The 25,933-nt window shown below is 59.8% G+C and carries 23 protein-coding genes; 8 read left to right on the forward strand and 15 right to left on the reverse strand.

The window, feature by feature from the left end:
- Positions 1-24: 24 nt before the first annotated feature.
- The gene (locus tag PSH97_RS05175) at positions 25-846 is read left to right on the forward strand and encodes an isocitrate lyase/PEP mutase family protein (protein ID WP_253549925.1); all 822 of its coding nucleotides are present in this window, start codon (positions 25-27) and stop codon (positions 844-846) included.
- Positions 847-848: 2 nt separating this feature from the next.
- Positions 849-1,544, forward strand: coding sequence for an extensin-like domain-containing protein (locus PSH97_RS05180; RefSeq protein ID WP_305448365.1), 696 nt, complete (start codon positions 849-851; stop codon positions 1,542-1,544).
- 3 nt (positions 1,545-1,547) lie between these two features.
- Here the strand turns inward: PSH97_RS05180 and PSH97_RS05185 are convergent, their stop codons facing one another.
- Positions 1,548-2,168 (reverse strand): energy transducer TonB, encoded by a 621-nt coding sequence (locus PSH97_RS05185; RefSeq protein ID WP_305448366.1) that lies wholly within the window; start codon positions 2,166-2,168, stop codon positions 1,548-1,550.
- Positions 2,169-2,261: 93 nt separating this feature from the next.
- On the opposite strand from PSH97_RS05185, the gene PSH97_RS05190 reads away from it, so the two are divergent.
- Positions 2,262-3,044 (forward strand): class I SAM-dependent methyltransferase, encoded by a 783-nt coding sequence (locus tag PSH97_RS05190; protein ID WP_095631693.1) that lies wholly within the window; start codon positions 2,262-2,264, stop codon positions 3,042-3,044.
- 128 nt (positions 3,045-3,172) lie between these two features.
- Here the strand turns inward: PSH97_RS05190 and PSH97_RS05195 are convergent, their stop codons facing one another.
- Positions 3,173-3,817, reverse strand: coding sequence for a TetR/AcrR family transcriptional regulator (locus PSH97_RS05195; protein ID WP_305448367.1), 645 nt, complete (start codon positions 3,815-3,817; stop codon positions 3,173-3,175).
- A 94-nt stretch (positions 3,818-3,911) separates the two neighbouring features.
- On the opposite strand from PSH97_RS05195, the gene PSH97_RS05200 reads away from it, so the two are divergent.
- From PSH97_RS05200 to PSH97_RS05210, 3 genes are all read left to right on the forward strand, one after another.
- A complete protein-coding gene (locus PSH97_RS05200) occupies positions 3,912-5,012 on the forward strand; it encodes an efflux RND transporter periplasmic adaptor subunit (protein ID WP_305448368.1) in 1,101 nt (366 codons plus the stop codon).
- A gap of 6 nt (positions 5,013-5,018) precedes the next feature.
- Entirely contained in the window at positions 5,019-8,090 is a 3,072-nt protein-coding gene (locus tag PSH97_RS05205; protein ID WP_305448369.1) for an efflux RND transporter permease subunit, read from the forward strand.
- Positions 8,091-8,946: 856 nt separating this feature from the next.
- Positions 8,947-9,336 carry a DUF6124 family protein gene (locus PSH97_RS05210; RefSeq protein WP_305448370.1) on the forward strand — a complete coding sequence of 130 codons (390 nt, stop codon included), beginning with the start codon at positions 8,947-8,949 and terminating at the stop codon, positions 9,334-9,336.
- Positions 9,337-9,405: 69 nt separating this feature from the next.
- Here PSH97_RS05210 and PSH97_RS05215 read toward each other — a convergent pair whose 3' ends face one another.
- Genes PSH97_RS05215 through plsB form a run of 3 tightly spaced genes read right to left on the reverse strand, consistent with a single transcriptional unit; the run spans position 9,406 to position 13,077 of the window.
- Complete coding sequence (locus PSH97_RS05215) at positions 9,406-10,095, reverse strand: DUF4197 domain-containing protein (protein ID WP_305448371.1); 690 nt, start codon at positions 10,093-10,095, stop codon at positions 9,406-9,408.
- Between the two features lie 27 nt (positions 10,096-10,122).
- Positions 10,123-10,521, reverse strand: coding sequence for a YbaY family lipoprotein (locus PSH97_RS05220; RefSeq protein WP_305448372.1), 399 nt, complete (start codon positions 10,519-10,521; stop codon positions 10,123-10,125).
- Between the two features lie 51 nt (positions 10,522-10,572).
- Positions 10,573-13,077, reverse strand: coding sequence for a glycerol-3-phosphate 1-O-acyltransferase PlsB (gene plsB, locus PSH97_RS05225; RefSeq protein WP_305448373.1), 2,505 nt, complete (start codon positions 13,075-13,077; stop codon positions 10,573-10,575).
- 167 nt (positions 13,078-13,244) lie between these two features.
- Here plsB and PSH97_RS05230 point away from each other — a divergent pair, with 167 nt between their 5' ends.
- Positions 13,245-13,454, forward strand: a complete 210-nt coding sequence (locus PSH97_RS05230; RefSeq protein ID WP_007964248.1) for a cold-shock protein — start codon at positions 13,245-13,247, stop codon at positions 13,452-13,454.
- A gap of 116 nt (positions 13,455-13,570) precedes the next feature.
- Here PSH97_RS05230 and PSH97_RS05235 read toward each other — a convergent pair whose 3' ends face one another.
- The 4 genes from PSH97_RS05235 to PSH97_RS05250 form a co-directional block, all read right to left on the reverse strand.
- A complete protein-coding gene (locus PSH97_RS05235; protein ID WP_007897129.1) occupies positions 13,571-13,948 on the reverse strand; it encodes a hypothetical protein in 378 nt (125 codons plus the stop codon).
- 82 nt (positions 13,949-14,030) lie between these two features.
- Positions 14,031-14,840 (reverse strand): putative RNA methyltransferase, encoded by an 810-nt coding sequence (locus tag PSH97_RS05240; protein WP_305448374.1) that lies wholly within the window; start codon positions 14,838-14,840, stop codon positions 14,031-14,033.
- On the reverse strand, positions 14,840-15,991 hold the full coding sequence (dapE, locus tag PSH97_RS05245; protein ID WP_305448375.1) for a succinyl-diaminopimelate desuccinylase: 1,152 nt from the start codon (positions 15,989-15,991) through the stop codon (positions 14,840-14,842). The genes PSH97_RS05240 and dapE overlap by 1 nt, the downstream gene beginning before the upstream one ends.
- 109 nt (positions 15,992-16,100) lie before the next feature.
- Positions 16,101-18,692, reverse strand: coding sequence for a glycosyltransferase (locus tag PSH97_RS05250; RefSeq protein WP_305448376.1), 2,592 nt, complete (start codon positions 18,690-18,692; stop codon positions 16,101-16,103).
- Between the two features lie 286 nt (positions 18,693-18,978).
- On the opposite strand from PSH97_RS05250, the gene tcdA reads away from it, so the two are divergent.
- A complete protein-coding gene (tcdA, locus tag PSH97_RS05255; RefSeq protein WP_407682166.1) occupies positions 18,979-19,788 on the forward strand; it encodes a tRNA cyclic N6-threonylcarbamoyladenosine(37) synthase TcdA in 810 nt (269 codons plus the stop codon).
- Between the two features lie 119 nt (positions 19,789-19,907).
- On the opposite strand, the gene PSH97_RS05260 is transcribed toward tcdA, so the two are convergent.
- The 6 genes from PSH97_RS05260 to dapC all read right to left on the reverse strand — a co-directional run bounded on the left by PSH97_RS05260 (position 19,908) and on the right by dapC (position 25,861).
- A complete protein-coding gene (locus PSH97_RS05260) occupies positions 19,908-20,312 on the reverse strand; it encodes a SufE family protein (RefSeq protein WP_305448378.1) in 405 nt (134 codons plus the stop codon).
- On the reverse strand, positions 20,309-21,514 hold the full coding sequence (locus PSH97_RS05265; protein ID WP_305448379.1) for an aminotransferase class V-fold PLP-dependent enzyme: 1,206 nt from the start codon (positions 21,512-21,514) through the stop codon (positions 20,309-20,311). Before PSH97_RS05265 ends, PSH97_RS05260 begins: the two co-directional genes overlap by 4 nt.
- A gap of 143 nt (positions 21,515-21,657) precedes the next feature.
- Positions 21,658-22,692: a 2,3,4,5-tetrahydropyridine-2,6-dicarboxylate N-succinyltransferase gene (dapD, locus tag PSH97_RS05270; RefSeq protein WP_305448380.1), complete on the reverse strand. Its 1,035-nt coding sequence runs from the start codon at positions 22,690-22,692 to the stop codon at positions 21,658-21,660.
- Positions 22,693-22,725: 33 nt separating this feature from the next.
- Positions 22,726-23,034 (reverse strand): arsenate reductase, encoded by a 309-nt coding sequence (locus PSH97_RS05275; RefSeq protein WP_238542515.1) that lies wholly within the window; start codon positions 23,032-23,034, stop codon positions 22,726-22,728.
- Between the two features lie 627 nt (positions 23,035-23,661).
- On the reverse strand, positions 23,662-24,384 hold the full coding sequence (locus tag PSH97_RS05280; RefSeq protein ID WP_305448381.1) for a M12 family metallopeptidase: 723 nt from the start codon (positions 24,382-24,384) through the stop codon (positions 23,662-23,664).
- A gap of 277 nt (positions 24,385-24,661) precedes the next feature.
- Positions 24,662-25,861, reverse strand: coding sequence for a succinyldiaminopimelate transaminase (dapC, locus tag PSH97_RS05285; protein ID WP_305448382.1), 1,200 nt, complete (start codon positions 25,859-25,861; stop codon positions 24,662-24,664).
- Positions 25,862-25,933: the final 72 nt, after the last annotated feature.

The following is a 25,933-nucleotide window of genomic DNA, read 5'->3' on the forward strand; positions in this document are numbered from 1 at the left end:
TTCCCCCTTTTCAGGAGCCTGCCAATGGATGCGCAAACCCTTCGAGCCCAGGCGTTCAAAGCACTGCACGAACGCGAGGGCGCTTTTGTCATTCCCAACCCTTGGGACGCCGGCTCGGCGAAGATGCTCGCCAGCCTTGGCTTCGAGGCGCTGGCGACCACCAGTGCCGGTTACGCCTTTTCCCGGGGCCGTCCCGATGGCGGGCTGACGCTCGACGAGACCCTGGCGAACGTTGAAGCGATTGTCGCGGCCACTGATCTGCCGGTAGCGGTGGATCTCGAAAACGGTTTTGCCGACGCCCCAGCGGACTGCGCCCAAAGTATTGTGCGGGCCGCCAAGGCTGGTGCCGTCGGCGGTTCGATCGAAGATGCCACGGGGCGTGAGGACGGTCCGATCTACTGCTTTGAACATGCCGTGGCGCGTATCGAAGCGGCCGTCGCGGCGGCCCGCAGCTTGCCTTTTCCCTTTGTGCTGACGGCGCGTGCCGAGAACTTTCTGCACGGCAATCCTGACCTCGACGACACCATTCGCCGCTTGCAAGCGTTCGCTGAGGCGGGGGCCGACGTGCTTTATGCGCCGGGTCTGCGCAGCGCTGAAGAAGTATTGGCAGTCGTGCGTGCCGTGGCGCCGAAACCAGTCAATGTGTTGATGTCCGGCGGGCTCAAACTGACGGTGGAGCAGTTGAGTGAAATGGGCGTCAAACGCATCAGCGTCGGTTCGGCCCTGGCGCTGGCGGCGTATGGCGAGTTTTTCCGCGCTGCCGAGGAAATCCAGCAACACGGGACCTTCGGCTTCACCTCCCGGTCGATGCCGTTCCAGAAGGCCAATCAATTGTTCAAAGGCTGACGATGCGGTTTCGGTGGGGGCTGTTGCTGGTGCTGTTGATCATCGGCGCTGCCGGGTTGAGCATCTGGCGCGGCTGGGTGTCCATTCCCCCGCAATGGAACCCGTGGGCGCCGCTGGACGTGAAGACCGAGCCGAACCTGCTGACCCGCTACAAATTGATGCGTCTGCGCGATGATCCGCAGTTATGCGACCAGGCCCTGAGCAGCTCCGGGTTACGTGTAAGCCATCAGGCCGACAGCCCGGACGCGGCTTGCCCGTTGACCAACACCTTGCGCGTGCAAGGTGGCGAGGCGGCGCTGAGCAGCAGTTTCCTCGCCAGTTGCAGCCTGGCGGTGGCGTTCGCCTTGTTCGAGCGCCACGCCCTGCAACCGGCGGCTCAGGCAGCTTACGGGCAGGCGGTGAAACGGGTCGACCATCTTGGCAGCTTCGCCTGTCGCAACGTCTACAATCGCGAAAACGGCAGACGCAGCCAGCATGCCACGGCCGATGCCCTGGATATCAGCGGATTCCGGCTGGCGGACGGCCGATTCATCAGCGTGCTCAGGGATTGGCCGAAGGATAACCAGGACGCGCGATTTCTCCGTCAGGTCCGCGACGGCGCCTGCGATATGTTCAGTGTGGTGTTGAGCCCGGACTACAACGCCGCCCATCGCAATCACTTTCATGTGGATGTCGGGCCGTGGTGGCGGTGTCGCTGAGGGTTAGGCGGCGATGCGCAGGTTCTGCAGAACGATCGGGCGTGCCCAGCCGTTATCGAAATCGAATTGTTTCTGTTGCTCCACCAGCTCTTCGGGCGAGAACGGCGGGAATGGCTTGTCCAGCAGGTCGAGTTCGAACTCGGCGATCGGCAAGTGCAGCGGACGCGGTTGCGCTGCGGTGCCAGGCTCTGGCAGCGGTTGACCGGCGGTGAGCACGATCGGGCGAACCCAGCCGCTTTCGAAGTCCTGTTGTTTCTGTTGCGCGACGATTTCTTCCGGCGGGAACGGCGGGAACGGTTTGTCGGCCAAGTCCATTTCGAACTCGGCAATCGGCAGGAACAGGGGTTCTGGCGGACGGACTGGTGTTTCGATCACATCACATTCGCGCTGGGAAATGATGTGCGCCAGCAGCTCGCTGCCGACGGTCGGTTCCACTGGGCTGTCGAGATCGACCGGCGGAAAGTTGAGAGACTCCGGCACGACATCGCCCGACTGATCGGCCAGGGCCTGGGCAAAAAAATCCTGCCACAGGTGACTGACGCCGCTCAGTGCTTGGGAATTGCGCAGGCCAAAATCGCCGTGGGGCGAGATGTAACCTATCGATGTGCGTTGAATGTCTGACATTTCTCTCGGTCGACGCTCAGCTCTGGCAAAATGCTCGATAGTTTGGTTATCGGCCGTTTTTGCCGATCATTAATTTTTTGAGCGTGTTTTCCCATGATTGAGCAACCTGCGGCCTGCCGCATCCATGTCGAGGCCTTGGGCACGACCTTTCAGCCACAGGCCGAGCAATGGGCCGAGCGCCTGGGGTTGCCGTTGCAGGTGGATGACGGCGAGTTTGCCTTGCAGGTGGGCGAGCAGGGGTTGCAGCTGCAACAACTGGGGCCGGACGCACCGGGACCGGTGCGAGTGGATTTTGTCGAGGGCGGTGCGGCCCATCGTCGGTTGTACGGCGGCGGCAGCGGTCAGATGATCGCCAAGGCGGTCGGCATCGCCCAGGGCGTGCGCCCGCGCGTGCTGGACGCCACGGCGGGGCTCGGCAAGGACGCGTTCGTGCTGGCCAGCCTGGGCTGCGAGATGAGCCTGATCGAGCGCCAGCCGCTGATCGGTGCCTTGCTTGAAGATGGCCTGGCGCGTGGCGCGGAAGATTTCGACGTGGCGCCGATCGTGGCGCGGATGCGTTTGCTCAAGGGCAACTCGATCGAGGTAATGCGCAACTGGGAGGGCGAGCCGCCGCAGGTGATTTACCTCGACCCGATGTTTCCCCATCGCGAGAAAACCGCGTTGGTGAAGAAGGAAATGCGCCTGTTCCGGCCGCTGGTAGGCGATGACCCGGATGCGCCGGCCCTGCTCGAAGCGGCATTGGCCCTGGCCAGTCACCGGGTGGTGGTCAAGCGCCCACGCAAGGCGCCATGCATCGAGGGGCCGAAGCCGAGTCATGCGCTGGACGGCAAGTCCAGCCGGTATGACATTTATCCGAAGAAAGCGCTCAAGCCCTGATTCGATACTGATCGTTCCACGCTCTGCGTGGGAATGCCTCAATGGACGCTCTGCGTCCGCATTGAAAGGGACGCGGAGCGTCCCGGGCTGCATTCCCACGCAGAGCGTGGGAACGATCATCAAATCGATCAGACCGACTCCGGCCGATAAGCCCGCATAAACAACCCCACCACTTCCCGCACATGAGCCTCAGCCGCATCCCCGGTCACCGGCTCGCCGCAGCCATACAACAACCGGAAATTCCCTGCGCCCTTGAGCAGGCAAAAGAAGTGCTCGGCGGCATTGCGTGGTTTATCGATGCTCAACACGCCACTCTGATCGATCTTGCTCAGCAAGCGCTCCATGCCGTGCAACACGCGTTCCGGCCCGGCCTCGAAGAAAATCTGTGCGAGTTTCGGGTCCTGGCTGCCCAGCGTCATCATCAGCCGGTGCAGGTTCACCGATTCGTCGCTGTTGATCAGTTGATGAAAGCCGTGTGCGATGTTCAGCAGCACGGTTTCCACGGCGATGCCGTCCGGCAATTCAAAAACCAGCGGAGGCAATTGCTCCTCGCATTTGGCCACGACAGCGGAGGAGAACAGCGTCTCCTTGTCGTTGAAATGACTGTAGACCGTCAGCTTCGACACGCCGGCCTCAGTCGCTACGGCATCCATGCTGGTGTTGGCGTATCCCTTACTCAGAAACAGGATTTTCGCCGCGTCGAGGATTGCCCGGCGTTTGGCCAGATCCTTGGGGCGGCCCGGACCGCTGGGTGGGGAAAGATTGTCTGACATTCTTCGCTTTTAATACTGGACTGGTGAGTTTGCTATTAATAACATACTGGTCAGTATAATTATTCCAAGCCCCATTAGCGAAAGGTCCTTCACCATGTTCCGCTATGCCTTGCCCCTCGCATTGCCGGTCAGTCTGGCTTTTTTATTGTCTGCGTGTGGCCATGAAGAGGCGCCTCAAGTCACCGTCCGTCCAGCCATGGTCGTACAGCCAGAGCCCTCAGCTCAGGCCATGGAAAGTTATCCCGGTGAAGTCCGTGCGCGCTATGAGCCAGATCTGGCCTTCCGCATTGGCGGCAAAGTCAGCCGACGACTGGTCGAAGAAGGGCAGCGGGTCAAGGCTGACCAGCCTCTGGCGGAGCTCGATCCTCAGGACGTTCGCCTGCAACTGGAAGCCAGCCGTGCCCAAGTCGCGGCCGCCGAAGCAAACCTGAGTCTGGTGCGCGCCGAGCGTGATCGCTACAAGACTCTGATGGAGCGGCAGATGGTCAGCCGTTCGCAGTACGACAATGCGGAAAACCTCTACCGCTCCGGCGAAGCACGCCTCAAGCAAATCAAAGCCGAATTCAACGTCTCGACCAATCAGGCCAGTTACGCGGTGCTGCGTGCGCCGCAGGATGGCGTAGTGGCCAAACGTGCGGTTGAAGTCGGGCAAGTGGTCGCGGCCGGGCAAACCGTGTTTACCCTCGCCACCGATGGCGAGCGCGAAGTGTTGATCAGCTTGCCGGAGCAGAGCTTCGGTCGCTTCAAGGTCGGTCAACCGGTCTCGGTGGAACTCTGGACCCAACCCGATCAACGTTTCCCCGGACGCATCCGTGAACTGTCACCTGCGGCCGATCCGAAATCCCGCACCTTCGCCGCCCGCATTGCATTTGCCGCCGGCAAGGTTCCCGCCGAACTCGGCCAGAGCGCCCGGGTGTTCATCCAGACCGCCGATGTGGTGTCGTTGTCGGTGCCGCTGTCGGCGGTCACCGCGGAAAACGGTGCCACTTATGTGTGGGTGGTCGGCGCCAACAACACCTTGAAGAAAGCCCCGGTGCGGGTCGGTGCATTCGGCGAGAAAACCGTGCCGGTACTTGAAGGCCTGAACGCCAGCGACTGGGTGGTGGCGGCCGGTGTTCATGTGCTTCACGACGGGCAGCAAGTACGCCCGGTGGATCGCTCCAACCGTGTGGTCAATCTGGCGCACAAGGAGTAATCCCCGATGGGTTTCAATCTTTCCGAATGGGCGCTGCGTAACCGCCAGATCGTACTTTTTCTGATGCTCTTGCTGGCCGTCGTCGGCGCGTTGTCCTACACCAAGCTCGGCCAAAGCGAAGACCCGCCGTTTACTTTCAAAGCCATGGTGATTCGCACCAACTGGCCGGGGGCCACGGCCGAGGAAGTGTCGCGCCAGGTTACCGAGCGTATTGAAAAGAAACTGATGGAAACCGGCGAGTACGAACGGATCGCTTCGTTCTCCCGGCCGGGCGAGTCCCAGGTGACGTTCATGGCTCGGGACTCCATGCATTCGGTCGAAATCCCGGAGCTCTGGTATCAGGTCCGCAAGAAGATCAGCGATATTCGCCACACCCTGCCACCGGGCATCCAGGGGCCCTTCTTCAACGATGAGTTCGGCACCACCTTCGGCAACATCTACGCCCTGACCGGCGAAGGTTTTGATTACGCGGTGCTCAAGGACTACGCCGACCGCATCCAGATTCAGCTGCAACGGGTCAAGGATGTGGGCAAGGTCGACCTGATCGGCCTGCAAGACGAGAAGATCTGGATCGAACTGTCCAACGTCAAACTGGCCACTCTCGGGTTGCCGTTGGCGGCGGTGCAGCAGGCGCTTGAAGAACAGAACGCGATGTCTACCGCAGGCTTCTTCGAAACCACCAGCGAGCGTTTGCAGCTACGGGTCTCGGGGAATTTTCAGACGGTCGACGAGATCAAGAACTTCCCGATCCGTGTCGCTGATCGCACGTTCCGCATCGGTGATGTGGCGAACGTTCGTCGTGGCTTCAACGATCCGCCGGCGCCGCGCATGCGCTTCATGGCTGAAGATGCCATCGGCCTGGCCGTGGCCATGAAGGGCGGTGGCGACATTCTGATTCTGGGCAAAGCGCTGGAAGTCGAATTCGCCCGGATCCAGAAAAACCTCCCGGCCGGCATGCAGTTGCGCAAGGTGTCCGATCAACCCGCCGCGGTGAAAACCGGTGTCGGCGAGTTTGTTCAGGTGCTGGTGGAGGCGCTGGCGATTGTGTTGCTGGTGAGCTTCTTCTCTCTCGGTGTGCGCACCGGCATGGTCGTAGCCCTGGCGATTCCGCTGGTGTTGGCGATGACCTTCGCCTGCATGTATTACTTAGGCATCGGCCTGCACAAGATTTCCCTCGGCGCGCTGGTGCTGGCGCTGGGGTTGCTGGTGGACGACGCGATCATCGCCGTGGAAATGATGGCGATCAAAATGGAGCAGGGCTTCGACCGGGTCAAGGCCGCCAGCTATGCCTGGACCAGCACCGCGTTCCCGATGCTCACCGGTACGTTGATCACCGCTGCCGGTTTCCTGCCAATTGCCACCGCGCAATCGGGCACCGGCGAATACACCCGCTCGATTTTCCAGGTGGTGACCATTGCGCTGGTGGCGTCGTGGGTTGCCGCCGTAGTCTTTGTGCCTTATCTGGGGGAAAAACTCCTGCCGGACCTGGCGAAAATTCACGCCGCCAAACACGGCACCGGCGACGGCCAACCCGACCCTTATGGCACACCGTTCTATCAGCGTGTCAGACGGCTGGTGGAGTGGTGCGTGCGTCGGCGCAAAACGGTGATCGTCCTGACCATCGTGATGTTCATCGCGTCAGTGGTGCTGTTCCGTTTCGTGCCTCAGCAGTTCTTCCCGGCTTCGGGGCGGCTGGAGTTGATGGTCGATCTGAAACTGGCCGAAGGCGCGTCTTTGAGCAACACCGCCGAGGAGGTCAAACACCTCGAAGGCCTGCTCAAGGATCGCGCCGGGATCGACAACTACGTGGCTTACGTCGGCACAGGTTCGCCGCGGTTCTACCTGCCGCTGGATCAGCAACTTCCGGCAGCGAGCTTCGCCCAGTTTGTCGTCCTGGCCAAAACCATCGAAGACCGCGAAACCCTGCGCACCTGGCTGATTGAAACCCTCAACGAACAATTCCCGGCCCTGCGCTCGCGGGTTACACGGCTGGAGAACGGCCCACCGGTTGGCTATCCGGTGCAGTTCCGGGTCACCGGTGAGCACATCGAGGAAGTCCGCGCATTGGCCCGTAAAGTCGCGGCCAAGGTTCGCGAGAACCCACACGTGGCCAACGTGCATCTGGACTGGGAAGAGCCGAGCAAAGTCGTTTACCTGAACGTCGATCAGGACCGCGCGCGAGCACTGGGCGTGAGCACGGCGAACCTCTCGACTTTCCTGCGAGGCTCGCTGACCGGTGCCAGTGTCAGCCAGTACCGCGAAGACAACGAATTGATCGAGATCCTGCTGCGCGGCACGGTGCATGAACGCACCGAACTGGCGTTGCTACCAAGCCTGGCCGTGCCCACCGATAACAATCGCAGTGTGGCGCTGTCGCAGATTGCAACGCTGGAATATGGCTTCGAAGAAGGCATCATCTGGCACCGTAACCGCCTGCCCAACGTGACGGTTCGCGCCGACATCTACGGCAAGGAACAACCGGCGACGCTGGTGCAGCAAATCATGCCGACCCTCGATCCGATTCGTGCCGAGCTGCCAGACGGCTATCTGCTGGACGTCGGCGGTACGGTAGAAGACTCGGCCCGCGGGCAGAACTCGGTGAAGGCCGGTGTGCCGTTGTTCATCGTGGTGGTGCTGACGTTGCTGATGCTGCAACTGCGCAGTTTCTCACGCACCGTCATGGTGTTTCTGACGGCGCCGTTGGGGTTGATCGGTGTCACACTGTTTCTGATGGTGTTCCGCCAGCCGTTCGGTTTTGTGGCGATGCTCGGGACCATCGCCTTGTCCGGGATGATCATGCGTAACTCGGTGATTCTGGTGGATCAGATCGAGCAGGATATCGCTGCCGGGCTTAAGCCTTGGCAGGCGATTATCGAGGCGACGGTGCGGCGGTTCCGACCGATTGTGCTGACGGCGCTGGCGGCGGTGCTGGCGATGATTCCATTGTCGCGCAGTGTGTTTTTCGGGCCGATGGCGGTGGCGATCATGGGCGGGCTGATTGTGGCGACGGCGTTGACGTTGCTGTTTTTGCCGGCGTTGTATGCGGCTTGGTTCAGGGTCAAGAAAGAGCCGGTGTGATTGTTTGATCTTTTGATCTTGGCGGCCTTTGGGCCGACCATGCTCTTGTTGGCGGGGGGCATATCCGTTGCTGCGGTAACGGCGGCTTATGGTTTCGCCCTTACGGCGAGTCCCTTTTGGCAAACGCCCCAAAAGGAACCAAAAGGTCTCGCCCCAAGCGTCCGGCCCCTCGCTGAGGCTCGGCGTTCCTTCGCTCCGGTATCCATCTGGGGGCATCGCCCTACGGTCTGCTTCGCTACGACCTACATGCGATGGGTTCGACTGCGTCGAACGGCGCTGCGCGCCAATCCCCAGATGAACACCTCCACTCAGCCTCCCGAAGGGGCGGGTGGATCAAGATCAAAATCAAAAGCCAGATCAAAAGCGGCAGGCGAGCTAACGCTCGGCCTGTTGAGTGGTGAGGGGCGGGTGTAAGCCGCTCCACTGTGGGAGCGGGCTTGCCCGCGATGGCGGCCAGACAGCCGACCAATTTCTCTCACATGTACGCTGACCCATTGTGGGAGCGAGCCTGCTCGCGATGGCGATCTGATAGACAGCGACGTTTATTGATCCAGTAAAAACATCAGAACCTTCCCACAAGTTTTTCAGGTTGTCTGTCGGAAGCGCGACCTCTAGCCTTGGACTGTCGCTGCAAAAAGCAGCGACCGGGTTTCGCAGCCCGGTTAAACTTCAGACGCACAGCGTCCACCATCCGAAAAGCGGGCGCTTTTTATGCCTGTGTTATGGCGGCTGTGCGCGGGATACCTTCGGGTATGCCGGGTTCCTGAAGTCCCGGTCTGCGAACCTGCGTACAGCTGCCACCTTAAATTCGTTTCGCAGCGATCAGTGGCAGCTCCATTACTTCAGGAGCTACACAATGATTAAAGACAGTCCAAATCCCCCCAAAGCAGAACCAGAAATAGAAACAGAAACTGATCCCGTTTCTCCCTACGCTTTCCTCAATTCCAGGAAACTCCACGACGCGGCGATCCGCGCGCTCGATCATTATCTCGCCCCTGTGGCCGAAAAAAAGGCCAAAGCCGATCGTCGTCCCAGTACGATTTTCGTCATCGGTCCAAACGTCGATTCCGAAACTCTCTTGGCTCATGCCTGTGAAACTCTTGCCACGGCCAATGTCATGGCCAGTGAGTTAGCCTTCGACCTGACCGGCCCCACGTGCAACTTGGTGCTGGGGATTCAACAGATGATTTCACTGGCGGAGTTGTCGGTAAATCGCGTGCTGGATAATCTGGATCCGCAACAGTAGCGCAAAAGAAAAAGCCCGCTGATCCTTTAAAGGTCAGCGGGCTTTTCGTCATGAATTGCCCTTGGAAAATTACAACGTACCAAATACCTTCTTCGCCAAACTGGTCGCCGCCGCCGCAGGGTTCTGGCGAATGGTTTCTTCCTGCTTGCCAATCATCTCGAACAAACCGTTCAACGCCTGCTCGGTCACGTAGCTTTCGATGTTGGCATTTTTCGCATCCAGCGCGCCCAGGGTCGCGGCTTGCCCGGCGAATGCGTTGTACTGCTGGGCCAAACCCACTTGGTCCGTGGCTTGTTTGACGATCGGCAGGAACTTGGTGCGGATCTGCTCGCGGCTGGTTTTGCTCAGGTACTGAGTCGCCGAGTCCTTGCCGCCGCTGAGGATCCCCTTGGCATCTTCCACGGTCATCTTCTTCACCGCATCCACCAGAATCGGCTGAGCCTGCGTCACGGCCGTTTCAGCCGCTTTGTTCATGCTCGTTTCCAGTTGATCGACCTGATCACCCATGCCGAACTGTTTCATTTTCTTGGCGACTTTACCCAGCTTGCCCGGCAGTTCGATCTTCACGTCCGGGTTGTTGCTGAAGCCGCCGGGTGTGCCGAGTTGTTTAACGGCCAGTTGCGCGCCTTGGGTCAGGGCGTCCTTGAGACCGCCGGTGGCGTCTTGTTGCGACAGGTCACTGAGAGACACTGCCATGGCGTTGGCGCAGATCATCAAGCCTGCGCACAGGCCGGCGAAGCGAAGGGTAGGGCGGAGCATGGCGGCTTCCTTGTTCATAAAAGAGAGTTAGCGGGCTGCGTCGACGCGGATTTTCAGTGGCTGCGGATCTTTGCCGTCCAGTTGCACCGCGTGATTTTCAGTGGTGATGAACATCAGCTCGCCATTGACTTCGATGCGGGCGCTGACCGAGTAGCGATGGCCGGGTTTGACCTGCGCCGGATCGTAGCTCAAATGGAACGGCAACGGCACCTGGCCTTTGACCGGGCCTTTCTGCTCGGCGAGCACTACCGCCGGTGCGTCGGCCAAGGACACATCTTGTAAGCTGACGCTCAAGGTCGCGCTCGGTGGCAGAGCGATGCGTTGCAGGTAGAACACTTCGCCGTCGAGGCTGGCGTTGGCGGTCGGGTGTGTCGACTGGCAGGCACCGAGCAGGGTAGTCAGCAGGACGAGAGAGAGTTTTTTCATCGAAGATCTCCGTATCGAAGGCGCCAGAAGAAGCCTGGCGCCTGTAGGAATTTAGACGGTCTGCGCTGGAGCCGCGACTTGGTCCGCCGCGTCTTCACTGCGATGCAGCGCCACCTGACGGATCGACAAGCGAATCTCCGCCGGCAATACCCGTTTGGCGGCGCCTTCGGCCAGTTCGCCGAGTAGCTCGTGATAGCTCAACTTGCCAGCTTCGTCGCGGCGCAGCACGTCGAGGTCCAGCATCGTCTGGATGAAGTGACGGAACAGGCTCTTGTCGAAGAATTCCGGGGCGTTCAGGCCGTGGAGGATCGACAGGCGCTGGGCCATGACCGTGCACAGGTCTTCGAGCTCTTCGGCGCTGATGCTGTTCTGGCCGCTGTTGAGCAGCAAGGAAACGGTCATATAGAAGCGCTGCAAGGTCTGGGCGATGCTTTTTGACAGCAGCGTCAGCAGTACGAAATGTCGCGAACTCGGTGCCGGACGCAGGTACACGTCTTTCTCGAAACGCAGCAGGCCTTGCTCGACGAAGGCTTCGAGCCATTGATCGACCACGCCATCGAGTTCATCCAGCGTCCAGCGAATGAACAGCTCTGATTGCAAGTACGGATACAGCGCGCGGGTGTAGCGCAGGATCTGCTCGCGGCTCATGCGCGAGGTGCTCTGGAAGAAACTCGCCAGCAACGACGGCAACGCGAAGATGTGCAGTACGTTGTTGCGGTAGTAGGTCATCAGGACGGCGTTTTGTTCGTCCAGGTACAGAATTTTGCCCAGCGCATCGCTTTGTTCGGACAGCAGGTTCATGTCCTTCACGTGCTCGATCAGCGCCCGACCGTCGCCCTCCGGGAGGGTGGTGTGCGGCGAGTAGGGGACTTTGCGCAACAGCGCCAGGTACAAATCGAGCACCCGCGCCATGGCGCGATCGTCCAGGGCGAGACGGCTGGTGGACAGCAACGCCAGGGCTACCAGATTCACCGGATTGATCGCCGCCGCTTCATTCAAATGCTGTGCGACTTTCTCGCCGAGACGGTTGGTGGTTTCGTTGAGCCAGGCCGGTTTGAATTGCGGACCGAGTTCCTGTTGGCGCCAGTCTGGCTGCTCGCTGTCGAGGAATTCCGCCAGTTTGATCGGCTCACCGAAGTTGACCGCGACCTGACCGAAGCGCTGTTTGAGTGCGCCGATGACTTTGAAAATGTCGAAGATCGATTCTTTCTTCTTGCTCGCGCCACGCAATTCGCCAAGGTAGGTGCGGCCTTCCAGCACGCGCTCGTAGCCGATGTACACCGGAATGAACACGATCGGCATCCGCGACGACCGCAGAAAGCTGCGCAGAGTGATCGCGAGCATCCCGGTTTTCGGTTGCAGCATGCGTCCGGTGCGCGAACGGCCGCCCTCGACGAAGTACTCGACCGGGAAGCCCTTGGTGAACAGGGTGTGCAGGTATTCGTTGAACACTGAGGTGTAAAGCGGGTTGCCCTTGAAGGTGCGGCGCATGAAGAACGCGCCGCCACGCCGTAGCAGGCTGCCGATCACCGGCATGTTGAGGTTGATCCCGGCGGCGATGTGCGGCGGGGTCAGGCCGTTGCGGAACAGCAGATACGAGAGCAGCAAATAGTCGATGTGGCTGCGGTGGCACGGCACGTAGATCACTTCGTGACCTTGGGCGACCTTCTGCACACCTTCGATGTGGTTGACCTTGATACCGTCGTAGATCTTGTTCCAGAACCAGCTCAGTACCACTTCCAGAAAACGGATCGCGGTGTAGGTGTAGTCCGAGGCGATCTCATTGCCATAGCGCAAGGCCTGGGCTTTGGCTTTTTCCGGCGAGATGTTCTCGCGCTCGGCTTCGTCGAGGATTGCCTGTTTGACCAAGGGCTGATTGAGCAGGCCTTTGACCAGATTACGGCGGTGGGAAATGTCCGGGCCGATCACCGCGGCTTTCAGGTTGCGAAAGTGCACCCGCAGAATCCGCTGGGCCATGCGCACGGTGCGTTCGTGGCCTTTGTTGTGATCGATCAATTCACGCAAATGAATCGGCGCCGAGAACTGCACCCGGGTCTTGCGCCCCAGCACGATGATGCTCAGCAGCCGGCGTAAACGCCCGGTGACCGCCCAGCTGTCGGCGAACAACAGTTTCCACGGGCTCGATTCGCTGTCCGGCGACTGGCCCCAGAACACGCTGACCGGAATGATCTGCGCGTCTTCGACGGCGTTCTGGCTCAGGGCGCTGACCAGGCGGGTCAGGGTCGGTGGTGCACCGCGCTTGTCCTGACGGCCGAGCCAGTCGGGCTCCGGTGTCAGGTAAAAGAACGCCGCGGGTTCTACCAACGCACCCACCGATACCGGCAACACCGGGCGCGGCAGGCCGGCCTTGCTGCATTCGGTATCGACCACGGCGAGGTCGGTCAGCGAAGGATTTTGCAGGACGTAGAACACCGGCCGGCTGCGGTCGAGGTTGAGGGTGAACGACGACTGGTTAATCGTCTCCGAGCGAACCCAGAGGTACAGCAGTCGGCGCAGGGTGCCAAACACAAGACGGCGGAACGGGGAACGGGTCATACGGCTTCTGCGTGAATGAATAAAAAAACGAGCATTTGCTCGGGAGGCCGATAGTGTGCCGGATTCATCGAAAATCGGCAAAAAAGCGGCTAAGTAAACTTGAGTTGAGAGTTTTCGCGGCTGTCATATACTCGGCCGTTCAAAATAAAAACAAGGGGTAACTAGATATGGCTACGCGCGAAACCGGCAATGTGAAGTGGTTCAACGACGCCAAGGGCTATGGCTTCATTCAGCGCGAGGACGGGGTCGACGTGTTCGTGCACTACCGCGCGATCCGCGGCGAAGGGCATCGCTCGCTGACTGAAGGTCAGCAGGTTGAGTACGCGGTGGTGACCGGGGAGAAGGGCTTGCAGGCTGAGGATGTTGTAGGCCTCTGAAGATCGTTCCCACGCTCTGCGTGGGAATGCCTCAACGGACGCTCTGCGTTCGGCTTTTGAAGGGACGCGGAGCGTCCCGGGCTGCATTCCCACGCAGAGCGTGGGAACGATCAGGGTCAGGCAGTTTTCCAGGTAATCTCTTCTTCACCATCGGCGCTGATCCGCATCCAGCGATCGGCCGTCTCTTCACCCTCTTCCTCGACCCAGCTCCCGGGCGCGCAACGCACTTCGACGTTCAGCGCGGCGAACGCGGCGCGGGCGCAGGCGATGTCGTCTTCCCATGGGGTCTGGTCGCTTTCCAGGTACAGGCTGTTCCATTTGCCGACAGCTTTTGGCAGCCAGGTAACCGGCACGTTGCCGGCCTTGCACTTGTAGGTCTGGCCTTTCTGGACCCAATCGGTGCACGGGCCTAAAGCCGCGCCGAGCCAGGCCGCGATGGCCTTGTAGTCGACGTCGGCGTCTTTGAGGTAAATCTCGATATCGGGTTGGCGCATGGATGTCCTCACTGCGGGTCTGAAAAATCCATTCGCGGATTTAGCCGGCCTCGAGCCGTTGCTCAAGACCAAAAATTAAGAGTTATTGAAGTACGAAATAATCGTAGCGCATCGAAACAGTGACCTCGAACGGTTCGACTTGTTCGATGACCGCCGCCCGGCGTTCGGCACTGGCGCGCCAGCCGTGGGGTGTCATGGCCAACAGGTTCGCGCGATCCAGACCACTGACCAACGTCAGTTTGAACTCCAGGGTTTCGCTGTGCTGCAGCGCCATGCCTTCTGGCACCAATGCCAAGTGCTTGTCATCGGTGTACTCGCGCACTTCGTCGTACAGCCGCTCGCGCAATTCCATCAGATGGCCGCTGGTCGGCCCGACTTTCATCAAGCCGCCGCCGGGGCTGAGCAGGCGTTTGGCTTCCTCCCAGTCCAGCGGGCTGAAAACACTGGCGAGAAACTGGCAACTGCCGGAGGCCAATGGCACGCGGGCCATGCTGGCAATCAACCAGGTCAGCGCAGGGTTGCGTTTGCAGGCGCGTTTGACCGCTTCCCGGGAAATGTCCAGCGCATAGCCGTCGGCGTTGGGCAAGGCTTCGGCGATTTGCGCGGTGTAGTAACCCTCGCCACAACCGATGTCCAGCCAGCGCTGGGGCGCGTACTGCGCCGCCAGTTCCGCCAGACGCTTGGCCACCGGCGCGTAATGGCCGGCGTTCAAAAAGTCGCGACGGGCTTCGACCATCGCCAGGTTATCCCCAGGGTCGCGGCTGTTCTTGTGCTGCACCGGCAACAGGTTCAGGTAACCCTGCCGCGCACGGTCGAAACGATGCCCGGCGGGGCAAGCCACGCCGTTGTCCACCGCGTTCAGCGGTTCGCTGCAGATCGGACACGCAAGCATCAGGCGAGCAACTTGATCAGGGTCTGGTAGTAGATTTCGGTCAGCACATCAAGGTCGGCCGCCAGTACGCGCTCGTTGACCTGGTGGATCGTCGCATTGACCGGGCCCAGCTCGACAACTTGAGTTCCCATGGTCGCGATGAAGCGCCCGTCGGAGGTACCGCCGCTGGTGGACGCCTTGGTCTCGCGACCGGTAACGTCCTTGATGCTCGCCGATACCGCGTCCAGCAGGGCGCCCGGTTCGGTGAGGAACGGCAGGCCGGACAGCGCCCAGTCGATGTGCCAGTCCAGAGCATGCTTATCGAGAATATCGGCGACGCGTTTTTGCAGGCCTTCGACGGTGGATTCGGTGGAGAAGCGGAAGTTGAACACCGCCACCAGATCACCCGGGATCACGTTGGTCGCGCCGGTGCCGGAATTGACGTTGGAAATCTGGAAACTGGTTGGCGGGAAGAAATCGTTGCCGTGGTCCCAGTGCTCGGCGGCCAGTTCGGCCAGCGCCGGGGCAGCGAGATGGATCGGGTTCTTTGCCAGGTGCGGATAGGCCACGTGACCCTGCACACCGCGTACGGTCAGTTTGGCGCCGAGGGAGCCGCGACGGCCATTCTTGACCACGTCACCCACCAGGGTCGTACTCGACGGTTCGCCGACGATGCACCAGTCCAGACGTTCCTTACGGGCGGCGAGGCGTTCAACCACAGCCTTGGTGCCGTGATGCGCCGGGCCTTCCTCATCGCTGGTGATCAGGAAAGCGACCTTGCCCTTGTGGTCCGGGTAGTCGGCGACGAAGCGCTCAGCGGCTACGGTCATGGCCGCGAGGCTGCCTTTCATGTCTGCTGCGCCACGACCGCAAAGCATGCCGTGCTCGTCGATCACCGCGTTGAACGGATCGATCTGCCAGGCGGTTACCGGACCGGTCGGGACCACGTCGGTGTGGCCGGCGAAGCACAGCACCGGGCCTTCGTGTTTACCGTGAGTCGCCCAGAAGTTATCCACATCTTCGATGCGCATCGGTTCCAGTTTGAAACCGGCATCGCCCAGGCGCTGCATCATCTGCTTCTGGCAATCGGCGTCGATCGGCGTCACGGACGGACGACGGATCAGGTCGATGGCGAGTTGGAGGGTCGGCGAAAGGTCGGCGTGGGCCGTCATGTAAGACTCCGGAAGATCTTGTGTAGGGGCGAGGCAAGGCGCGCAAAATGGCGGTTATCTTAAAGCAAAACGGCGGCCATTGGCCGCCGTTTAGTGCATCTGTACTGATTTAGACAGCCGGTGCGGTCGTGGCTTCGGCTACCGGTTTGGGCAGCGAAGACAGGAACGCCATGATCAGCGCCGCCAGGTACGGCAGCGACTGCACCAGCAACATGGTCACCCAGAAGCGCATGTCGTTGCTCGGCAGGCCCTGCACCAGGAAGATCCCCAGCGCCGCGCCCCACAGCAGCAGCATGATGAACACCTCTTCGCGGGCTTCCGAAATCGCCACCCAGAAGCCGTGGTTATCAGCGTTTTTCGGGGTGCGGAAGAACGGAATGCTGCTGGTGAAGAAACCGTACAGCACCGCTTTGGCGATGGTGTGCGACAACGCCAGCCCTGCCAATGCCGCGCAGAACGCATCCTTGAGGTTGACCCCGACCGCACGGCGGTAGAGGAAGATGATCTTGCCGACCTTGAACACGAACAGCGCCAACGGTGGGATTGCGAAAATCAGCAGCGGTGGATCGACCCGTTGCGGCACGATGATCATCGCCGCCGACCACAACAACGCGCCGACGGTGAAGAAGATGTTCATGCCATCCGCCACCCACGGCAACCACCCCGCGAGGAAGTGGTAACGCTGGCCACGGGTCAGTTCGGTGTCCTTGCCGCGCAGCAGGCTGGCGGTGTGACGCTTGATGATCTGAATCGCCCCGTAGGCCCAGCGGAAACGCTGTTTCTTGAAGTCGATAAAGGTATCGGGCATCAGGCCTTTGCCGTAGCTGGTGTGGTAATACGCCGCCGACAGACCTTTTTCGAACACGCGCAGACCCAACTCGGCGTCTTCACAGATGCACCAGTCGGCCCAGCCCAGTTCCTCGAGCACCGAGCGCCGGGTCATGGTCATGGTGCCGTGCTGGATGATCGCGTCACGGTCGTTGCGGGTGACCATGCCGATGTGGAAGAAGCCTTTGTATTCCGCGTAGCAGAGCTTCTTGAAGGTGCTTTCGTTCTGGTCGCGGTAATCCTGTGGCGACTGCACCACGGCGATTTTCGGGTCGGCGAAGTGCGGCACCATGTGCTTGAGCCAGTTCGGGTCGACACAGTAGTCCGAGTCGATCACCGCAATCACTTCGGCATCCTTGGCGGTGTGCGGAATCAGGTAATTCAGCGCGCCACCCTTGAAACCGGCCAACGGTGCAACGTGGAAGAACTTGAAGCGCGGGCCGAGGGTTTCGCAATAATCGCGCACCGGTTCCCAGACCGCCGGGTCTTTGGTGTTGTTGTCGATGATCAGGACTTCGAAGTCCGGATAGTCGAGGTTGGCCAAGGCGTTGAGGGTCTGTTTGACCATCTCCGGCGGCTCGTTGTAGCAAGGTACGTGGATCGACACTTTCGGTCGGTAGTGCGAATCGCCCACTACCGGCAGGAATTCTCGCCGGCGTTTGTGGGTCCAGACCGCTTCGGCCAGTTCGTGGGCCTCGGTGAGCAGAACGATAAACACCCCGAGTGCACCGAGGGCGAGCAAGAACCCCACCGTCAGGCTGAACCAAGTGCTGTATTGCTGGCTGTAGTCATAACCGATCCACACCAGCACCGAACCGCACAGAAACGCGATAAAGGTCAGGAAGGTGCGGCCACGTTGGCGCAGGGCCGAGCCGTCGATCATCAGCAGGGTCAGCGACAGCAGGGCCAGCACGACCGAGCCGATAGCCAACACGCGCCATTGCGGGATCGCGACGACCGGGCCTTCGAAGTTGAATTTCTGCTGACGCGCGGCGTTGAACACGCCCCAATACGCGCCCACCGAACCTTCGTCACTGGCTTTCCACGGTTGGTCAAACGCTTCGATCACGAAGTAGTTGAAGCCCTGGCGGTTGAGCTTGTTGACCAACGTGCGCAGGTAAATCGCCTGGTCCGCCGGCGACGCATCGGCGCCACCACGCATGCGGCCGTTGCTCGGCCAGCCGACTTCGGAGAGCAGCAGCGGTTTTTTCGGGAACATCTTTTTCAGGTCACGGGCGCGGTCGAGAACGAACTGGCCGGCCTTGTCCACCGGAACGAACTCCCAGTAGGGCAGAACGTGAGCGGCGATCAGGTCGACGTGCTTGGCCAGGCTCGGGTTTTCTTCCCAGACGTGCCACTGTTCAGAGGTGGTGACCGGAACCTTTACGGCCGCGCGGACGCGATCCAGGATCAGGCTCAGCTCCGCCGCGGTAATTTCCTTACGGAAGATCGCCTCGTTACCGACAATCACGCGAACCACGCTGCGCGAGGAGTTGGCGATTTCAATGGCGCGAGTGATCTCGCGTTCGTTGCGCTCTTCGTCCGGGCTGATCCAGATCCCCAGGGTCACCCGCAGGCCGAATTCTTCCGCCAGTTTGGGAATGTTCTCCAGCGTGCCGTCGACCGAGTAGGTGCGGATGTTGTCCGTCAGCTTGCTCATGATCTCCAGATCGCGACGCATTTCATCGTCGGTCGGGTACTGAGCTTTTTGCGGATACTGGCCTTGCTGAAACGGCGAGTACGAAAAGCCGGAGATCTGTTCAGGCCAGTTGGGGGCGGTGACGGGGCGATTGACCAGCGCCCAGAAACCGGTAAACAAGGCGGCGATTGCAAGAACCACGACCAGGTTGAGTCCAAATTTACGCGATGACATAGCTATTTCAGGTTCCAGGGGCTGCTGAACGAAGTAACGGTCGGCGGCCGGCTGCCATGAGGCGGGGGCGCGCATCCTACACCGGGCGTTCACTGACCGTACAGCGGACAGGGAAATGCCGGACATTGGGCAATCCAGGTCGACTTAAGTTCTTTGACCGGGGCGCTATAGCCCAATTCCAATAATTTGTAGTCATTTGAAGTCGTCAAGACAGCCGTCCATAGCCCAAAGGTGCTCTTGACCGCCGACAGCCCTATAATGCGCGCCGGTTTTTGGGGTAATGGTCATGAGTACAGAAGATCCGCGGTTTGCTGGCATCGCCCGCTTGTATGGCATCGAAGGCCTTGAGCGCTTGCGCGCGGCCCATGTGGCGATCGTCGGCGTCGGTGGCGTCGGCTCCTGGGCGGCGGAAGCCGTTGCCCGGTGTGGTGTGGGCGAGATTTCGCTGTTCGACCTGGACGACGTCTGTGTCAGCAACGTTAACCGTCAACTGCATGCGCTGGACAGCACCGTTGGCCAGCCCAAGGTCGAGGTGATGGCCGAGCGCCTGCGCGGGATCAATCCGGACTGCACGGTGCATGCGGTGGCGGACTTCGTCACCCGTGAAACCATGGCCGAGTACATCACGCCGAACATCGACTGCGTGATTGACTGCATCGACAGCGTCAACGCCAAAGCGGCGCTGATCGCCTGGTGCAAGCGACGCAAGATCCAGATCATCACCACTGGCGGCGCGGGGGGGCAGATCGACCCGACACTGATCCAGGTCTGCGACCTGAACCGCACGTTCAACGATCCGCTGGCGTCGAAAGTGCGCTCCACCTTGCGCCGCGACTACGGCTTCTCCCGTACCGTGACCCGTCACTACAGCGTGCCGTGCGTGTTTTCCACCGAGCAACTGCGCTACCCGAAACCGGATGGCAGTATTTGCTTGCAGAAGAGTTTCGTCGGTGACGGCGTGAAGCTCGACTGCGCCGGGGGCTTTGGCGCGGTGATGATGGTGACGGCGACGTTCGGCATGGTCGCGGCGACCAAGGCTGTGGATAAGATTGTGGCGGGGGTTCGGCGCCCGGCGGATCGAATCAAGCCTGACTGACACTGATCGTTCCCACGCTCTGCGTGGGAATGCAGCCCGGGACGCTCCGCGTCCCTTTCGAGAACTGGAACGCGGAGCGTCCCTTGAGGCATTCCCACGCAGAGCGTGGGAACGATCATTCAGGCGGCGAGTTCTCGCATTCGCTGTAGCACGGCGTTGAGGCCATTGCTGCGCGACGACGACAACTGCCGCGACAGGCCTAGCTGATTAAACCAATCCGGTAAATCCACCTGCTGCAGTTCAGCTGCCGACAACCCATTGACCCGTGCCAGCAGCAGCGCCACCAACCCGCGAATCAACCGCGCATCGCTGCTGGCGCTGAACTGCCAATGACCGTCCTGCAGCGCACCGACCAGCCACACCTGGCTTTCACAGCCATGCACGCGGTTGGCTTCGACTTTATCCGCATCGCTCAATGCAGGCAGGCGGTCGCCCCATTGCATCAGCAACCGTGCCCGCTGTTCCCAGCTCGCAGTCTTCTGAAAAGTGTCCAGCGCCGTGACGGCATCGGCGGGCAAGGTCATCGCAACAACTCCAGGGCCTGATCCAGCGCTTCAAAAAAGCGCTCAAGATCTTCCGAATCGTTGTACAACGCCAACGACACCCGAATTGCCCCGGCCAGTTCAAAGCTTTTGAGCAGCGGCATGGCGCAATGATGACCGGCGCGTACGGCGATTCCCTGTTCGGTCAGCAAATGCGCCAGATCAGCGTTATGCACGCCCTCGACGACAAAACTGGCCAGTGCCAATTGTGGCTTGCCCAGCAGGCGGATGCCGTTGCGCGCTTCAAGGCCTTTGAGCAAATAGTCGTGCAGCGCCGCTTCGTGGGCGGACACGGCGTCCTGATCCAGCCCGGCCAGATAATCCAGGGTCGCCCCCAGGCCAATCACGCTGGAAATCGGCGGCGTACCCGCCTCGAACCCCAGCGGCGCGGGACGAAAGCGTGCGTCGTGGTAGTTGGCATCCAGCACCATTTCGCCGCCGAACTGCCATGGGCGCAGTTGCTCGAGCGCTTCATGACGACCGAACAGCGCCCCCAGGCCATCCGGGCCGTAGAGTTTGTGGCTGGAAAACACATAGAAGTCGCAACCCAGCGCCTGCACGTCATGCCGGCCATGGACCACGCCTTGAGCGCCGTCGACCACGGTCAGCGCGTTGTGCGCCTTGGCCATCGCCAGCAACGCGGGCAGCGGCTGCCAGGCACCGAGCACGTTGGACAGCTGACTGACCGCCAGCAGGCGTGTACGCGGGCCGATCAGGTGAGCGGCGGCTTCAAGGTCAATCAATCCGTCGGCATCCAGTGGCAGGATCACCAGCTTCAAGCCGCGACGGTGGGCCAGTTGCTGCCACGGCAACAGGTTGGCGTGATGCTCCAGGGCGCTGATGACAATTTCATCGCCCGGATTGAATACGTGTTCCAGGCCATAGGCCAGGAGGTTCAGCGCGGATGTTGCGCCGTGGGTAAAGATGATTTGCCCGCAATCGCCGGTATTGAGCCATTGCGCAACTTTGCTGCGGCTGTTCTCGAACGCCTGGGTGGCATGGGCGCCGGGCAAGTGTTGCGCCCGATGCACGTTGGCCGCGCCGTTGGCGTAGTAATGCGCCAGGGCATCCAGCAGGGCTTGAGGTTTTTGCGTGGTGGCGGCGTTGTCCAGATAAGTCTGGTCTTGCCGTTGCAGAGCGGCGATGGCCGGGAAATCGGCGCGCCAGGGAGAGGGAATCATCATGTTGTTCGGCCCTGGTGACATGGGCGGGGGGAACGCCTGACCTGTAGGAGCGAGGCTTGCCCGCGAAGGCGTCATTACTGGCGCTAAAAGCTTCGCGGGCAAGCCTCGCTCCTACAAGATCAGGTGATCGTTTGACGCTCTGCTTAGTTGTGAGCGTGCAGCGCTTCGTTCAGTTCGATGGCCGATTTGTGGGTTTTGCACTCCACGGCACCGGTCTCCGAATTGCGGCGGAACAGCAGGTCAGGCTGACCGGCCAGTTCACGGGCTTTAACGACTTTGACCAGTTTGTTGTGCTCGTCCAACAGCGCCACCTTGGTGCCGGCGGTCACGTACAGGCCCGACTCGACAGTGTTGCGGTCGCCCAACGGGATACCGATACCGGCGTTGGCGCCGATCAGGCAGCCTTCACCGACCTTGATCACAATGTTGCCACCACCCGACAGGGTGCCCATGGTCGAGCAACCGCCGCCCAGGTCCGAACCCTTGCCGACGAACACGCCTGCCGACACACGGCCTTCGATCATGCCCGGGCCTTCGGTGCCGGCGTTGAAGTTGACGAAACCTTCGTGCATGACGGTGGTGCCTTCGCCCACGTAAGCGCCCAGACGAATACGGGCCGCATCAGCGATACGCACGCCGGCCGGTACCACGTAGTCGGTCATTTTCGGGAACTTGTCCACCGAGAACACTTCGAGCAGCTCGCCGCGCAGACGGGCTTCCAGTTGATGTTCGGCCAGTTCGGCCAGGTCGATCGCGCCCTGGCTGGTCCAGGCCACGTTCGGCAGCAGCGGGAACACGCCGGCCAGGTTCAGGCCGTGCGGCTTGACCAGACGATGGGACAGCAGGTGCAGCTTGAGGTAAGCCTCAGGCGTGGAGCTCAGCTGCGCGTCTTCGGCCAGAATGGTCGCGACCAGCGGCTTGTGGCTCTCGGCCAGACGGGTGAGCAGCGCAGCCTGGGCAGCGTCGACGCCTTTCAGCGCTTCGGCCAGTTGCGACGCCTGAGCGGTGCTGAAGGCGATGGCCTGATTGCCTTCGGTGTAGCCCAGAATCGGCGCAATGGCAGCGACCAGTTCGGCCGACGGGTGGAGCAGTGGCTGCGCGTAAAACACTTCCAGCCATGTGCCTTGACGGTTTTGAGTGCCGACACCAAAGGCCAGGCTGAACAGGGTAGTGGACATGTTGATACCTCTAACAAAATGGAACGGGCTGCCTTACTTGAGTGCGGCCGCGTAGATATCTGGCTTGAAGCCAATCAGGGTTCGGTCACCGAGATCGAGCACTGGGCGCTTGATCATCGAGGGTTGCGCGAGCATCAGTTCGATGGCTTTCGGCTGGTCGAGATCGGCTTTGCGTTCGTCGTCGAGCTTGCGAAAGGTCGTACCTGCACGGTTCAACACCACTTGCCAGCCGTGCTCGTCGCACCATTGGCTCAGGTGTTCACGGTCGATTCCGACTGCTTTGTAATCATGAAAGTCATAGCTGACAGCGTGTTCATCGAGCCAGGTGCGCGCCTTTTTCATGGTGTCGCAGGCTTTGATGCCGAAAAGGTGCAACGTTTTGCTTGAAACGGTCAAGGAATTGCCCCCTTGCAGGTGCTGAAAATAAAAGGTGACGGATTATGCCATGACCGGACGGTTTCGCGTCGGCTGTGGTCGGGTTTGTCTTTTTGACTTGGCCATCAGATGTTCCGTGCGGCATGGGTGCGACGGTCAGTCAGCAGTCTAGAGGGCTAATATGGCACTTCAATGCTGTCGATTGCATGGGAGCCGCTCTTTTATTTTTGCAAGTCCGGATGAATCAATAGCGCATAGGTGCCCGGCATTTTGCCCACAGCTTTGAGTAATTGACGAGCGAGCGCTTGCGTCGAGACCTGACGGTTGAAGCAGCATTGGCTGGGTTTTCATTGACGGCGACGTCCTACGACTCCTGATAGTCCGGCCATTGGATGAACGTGCAGTTTTCGAGGTTATTCATTTTTAACTTCTTCCGTGAAGTGTCATTTTGAGGAGGGCGTTGAGCGCTTAACGATGCGTCACAAAAAACAGCATAGGAAGGAATCTGTTCGTGGATAAAATGTAAGGCTCTATAATGTGTAACTTTATATTAACTGTCAGAGGCAGCTTGTCTACACCTGACAGTATTTATGTTTATCGTCCGCTGTAAATGTCTGTCATCAGCTTTACGTCGTTTGCAGATAAGCGGTTGTTGCGCGCTATCGCTACACCGTCGAGAGTAAGTTCAGCCTGGATAGGGTAGTGCATGATTGAGGTGCGGTCATAAGGCAATGTTCTAGTGTTTGATTTTTCAAATTTTTTTAACATGTTGAAATGGATCTCCTCTCTTGACCATTTTTGTGTTCGACTCATGAATTCGTAAACGACAGTTTCGTTCCAGTTAATATTGGCATCTGGATGTTGATGCTCGTGTACAAGCCCAAGAGCGTGGCCAAACTCATGTAGCACGGTACCGAAGAAATCTTGATCTAGTCCTTGCCATTGCAAATTCATGGTCGGGCCATCTTTCGGTACAGTCAGTGCGTCAGTGCCAATACAGGACCAATTCCCTGAATGGAACTCGTCAGATATCCGGATATCACCCTCCGAACCTTTGACGAAAAGGATGCTAACGTCAAAGACGGCAGGTATCCATTGGTGGATTGCTCCTTTTGTGGCATCGATGAACCAAGGGTTTGTGCTCAGAAAAGCCACTTTTAGTGTCCGACCTTTTTTCCAGAATTTGGTGTGGTCGCCTACAGCGCGTTTTTGTCGACCTCCCGGTATTGCCTGGGGTGCGTTCGCTCGGTCTTCATTAATTGCCGCATCATAAGAAGCCTGAGTGTCATCGGGCTCAATGCACTTGCATAAGTTCATGCTCGTCATCCTTGTGAGAGTGTGTTGTTTGAAGTCTCTATTGTTGGAGATTCATGGGTTTGTTTAGCTATGTGATTTTGTTTTGATCTGGTGTTCAGATGGGTTTTTATAGTGTGTATTGCTTGGTGTCGTCAATTGGTAGGCGAAAGAGATATGTAAGTTTGTTTTTTAGAAGAGGGTGTTGTTGTGTGTGTGCTGGGGTGTGGAAGTATTTTTAAATAAGTGGCTTGGTTAATAGTGCTCCGCACTACATTGCATAGTGCGGAGCTTTTATGAGTTATTTGTTACGTGTAATAAACGCGCGAATTCGCTCTGCGGCTTCAATGCATTCTGCCAGCGGTGCAACCAGCGCCATACGTACTCGGCCTGCGCCGGGGTTTGAACCGTTCACTTCGCGAGACAGGTAAGACCCTGGTACGACCGTCACATGCTCTTCGACAAACAGGTCACGGCAGAACGCTTCATCATCACCGGCAACGCTAGGCCACAAGTAGAAGCCGCCATCCGGGCGTTGCACGTCCATCACCGGGCTAAGGATTTCCAGCACCGCATCGAATTTCTCGCGATACAGCGCACGATTGGCGCGCACATGCACTTCATCATTCCATGCAGCAATGCTGGCCAGCTGGGTCTGAACCGGCATCGCGCAGCCGTGGTAGGTGCGATAGAGCAGGAAGCCCTTGAGGATGTCGGCATCACCGGCGACAAACCCGGAACGCAGGCCCGGCAGGTTGGAACGCTTGGACAGGCTGTGGAACACCACGCAACGTTTGAAGTCCTTGCGACCCAGTTCCACGCAGGCGCTGAGCAGGCCCGGTGGCGGGGTTTGTTCGTCGAAGTACAGCTCGCTGTAGCACTCGTCCGCGGCGATCACGAAGTCGTATTCGTCGGCCAGAGCAATCAGCTTCTTCAGGGTTTCGACCGGAATCAGCGCGCCGGTCGGGTTGCCCGGCGAGCACAGGAACAGGATTTGGCAGCGTTTCCAGATGTCTGGCGAAACAGCGTCAAAGTCCGGGTTGAAGCCGTTTTCATCCAGGCACGGCAGGTAATGCGGCTTGGCCCCGGCCAGGAACGCGGCGCCTTCGTAGATCTGATAGAAAGGATTCGGGCTGACCACCAAGGCGTCGTCGCCACGGTTGACCACGGTTTGGGTGAAGGCAAACAGCGCTTCACGGGTGCCGTTGACCGGCAGTACGTTGCGCGCCGGGTCGAGCCAGCCGTTCGGGACGCTGAAGCGACGTTCGCACCAGGCGGCAATGGCTTCACGCAACGCCGGGATGCCGAGGGTGGTGGGGTATACGGCCATCTGATCCAGATTGCTCGCCAATGCTTCGGCGACGAAACTCGGCGAACGGTGTTTCGGCTCGCCGATGGATAGCGCAATGGCGCGTTTGTCCGGGTTTGGCGTGACGCTGCCGAGCAGGGCGCGGAGCTTTTCGAACGGGTAGGGCTGCAACTGGTTCAGAGCGTTGTTCATGGGGGGCCTCTATAAATGTGGGAGCGGGCTTGCTCGCGAAAGCGGTGTGTTAGTCACCATCAATGTTGTTTG

This window comes from Pseudomonas cucumis (genome assembly GCF_030687935.1).
Classification (GTDB): Bacteria; Pseudomonadota; Gammaproteobacteria; order Pseudomonadales; family Pseudomonadaceae; genus Aquipseudomonas; species Aquipseudomonas cucumis.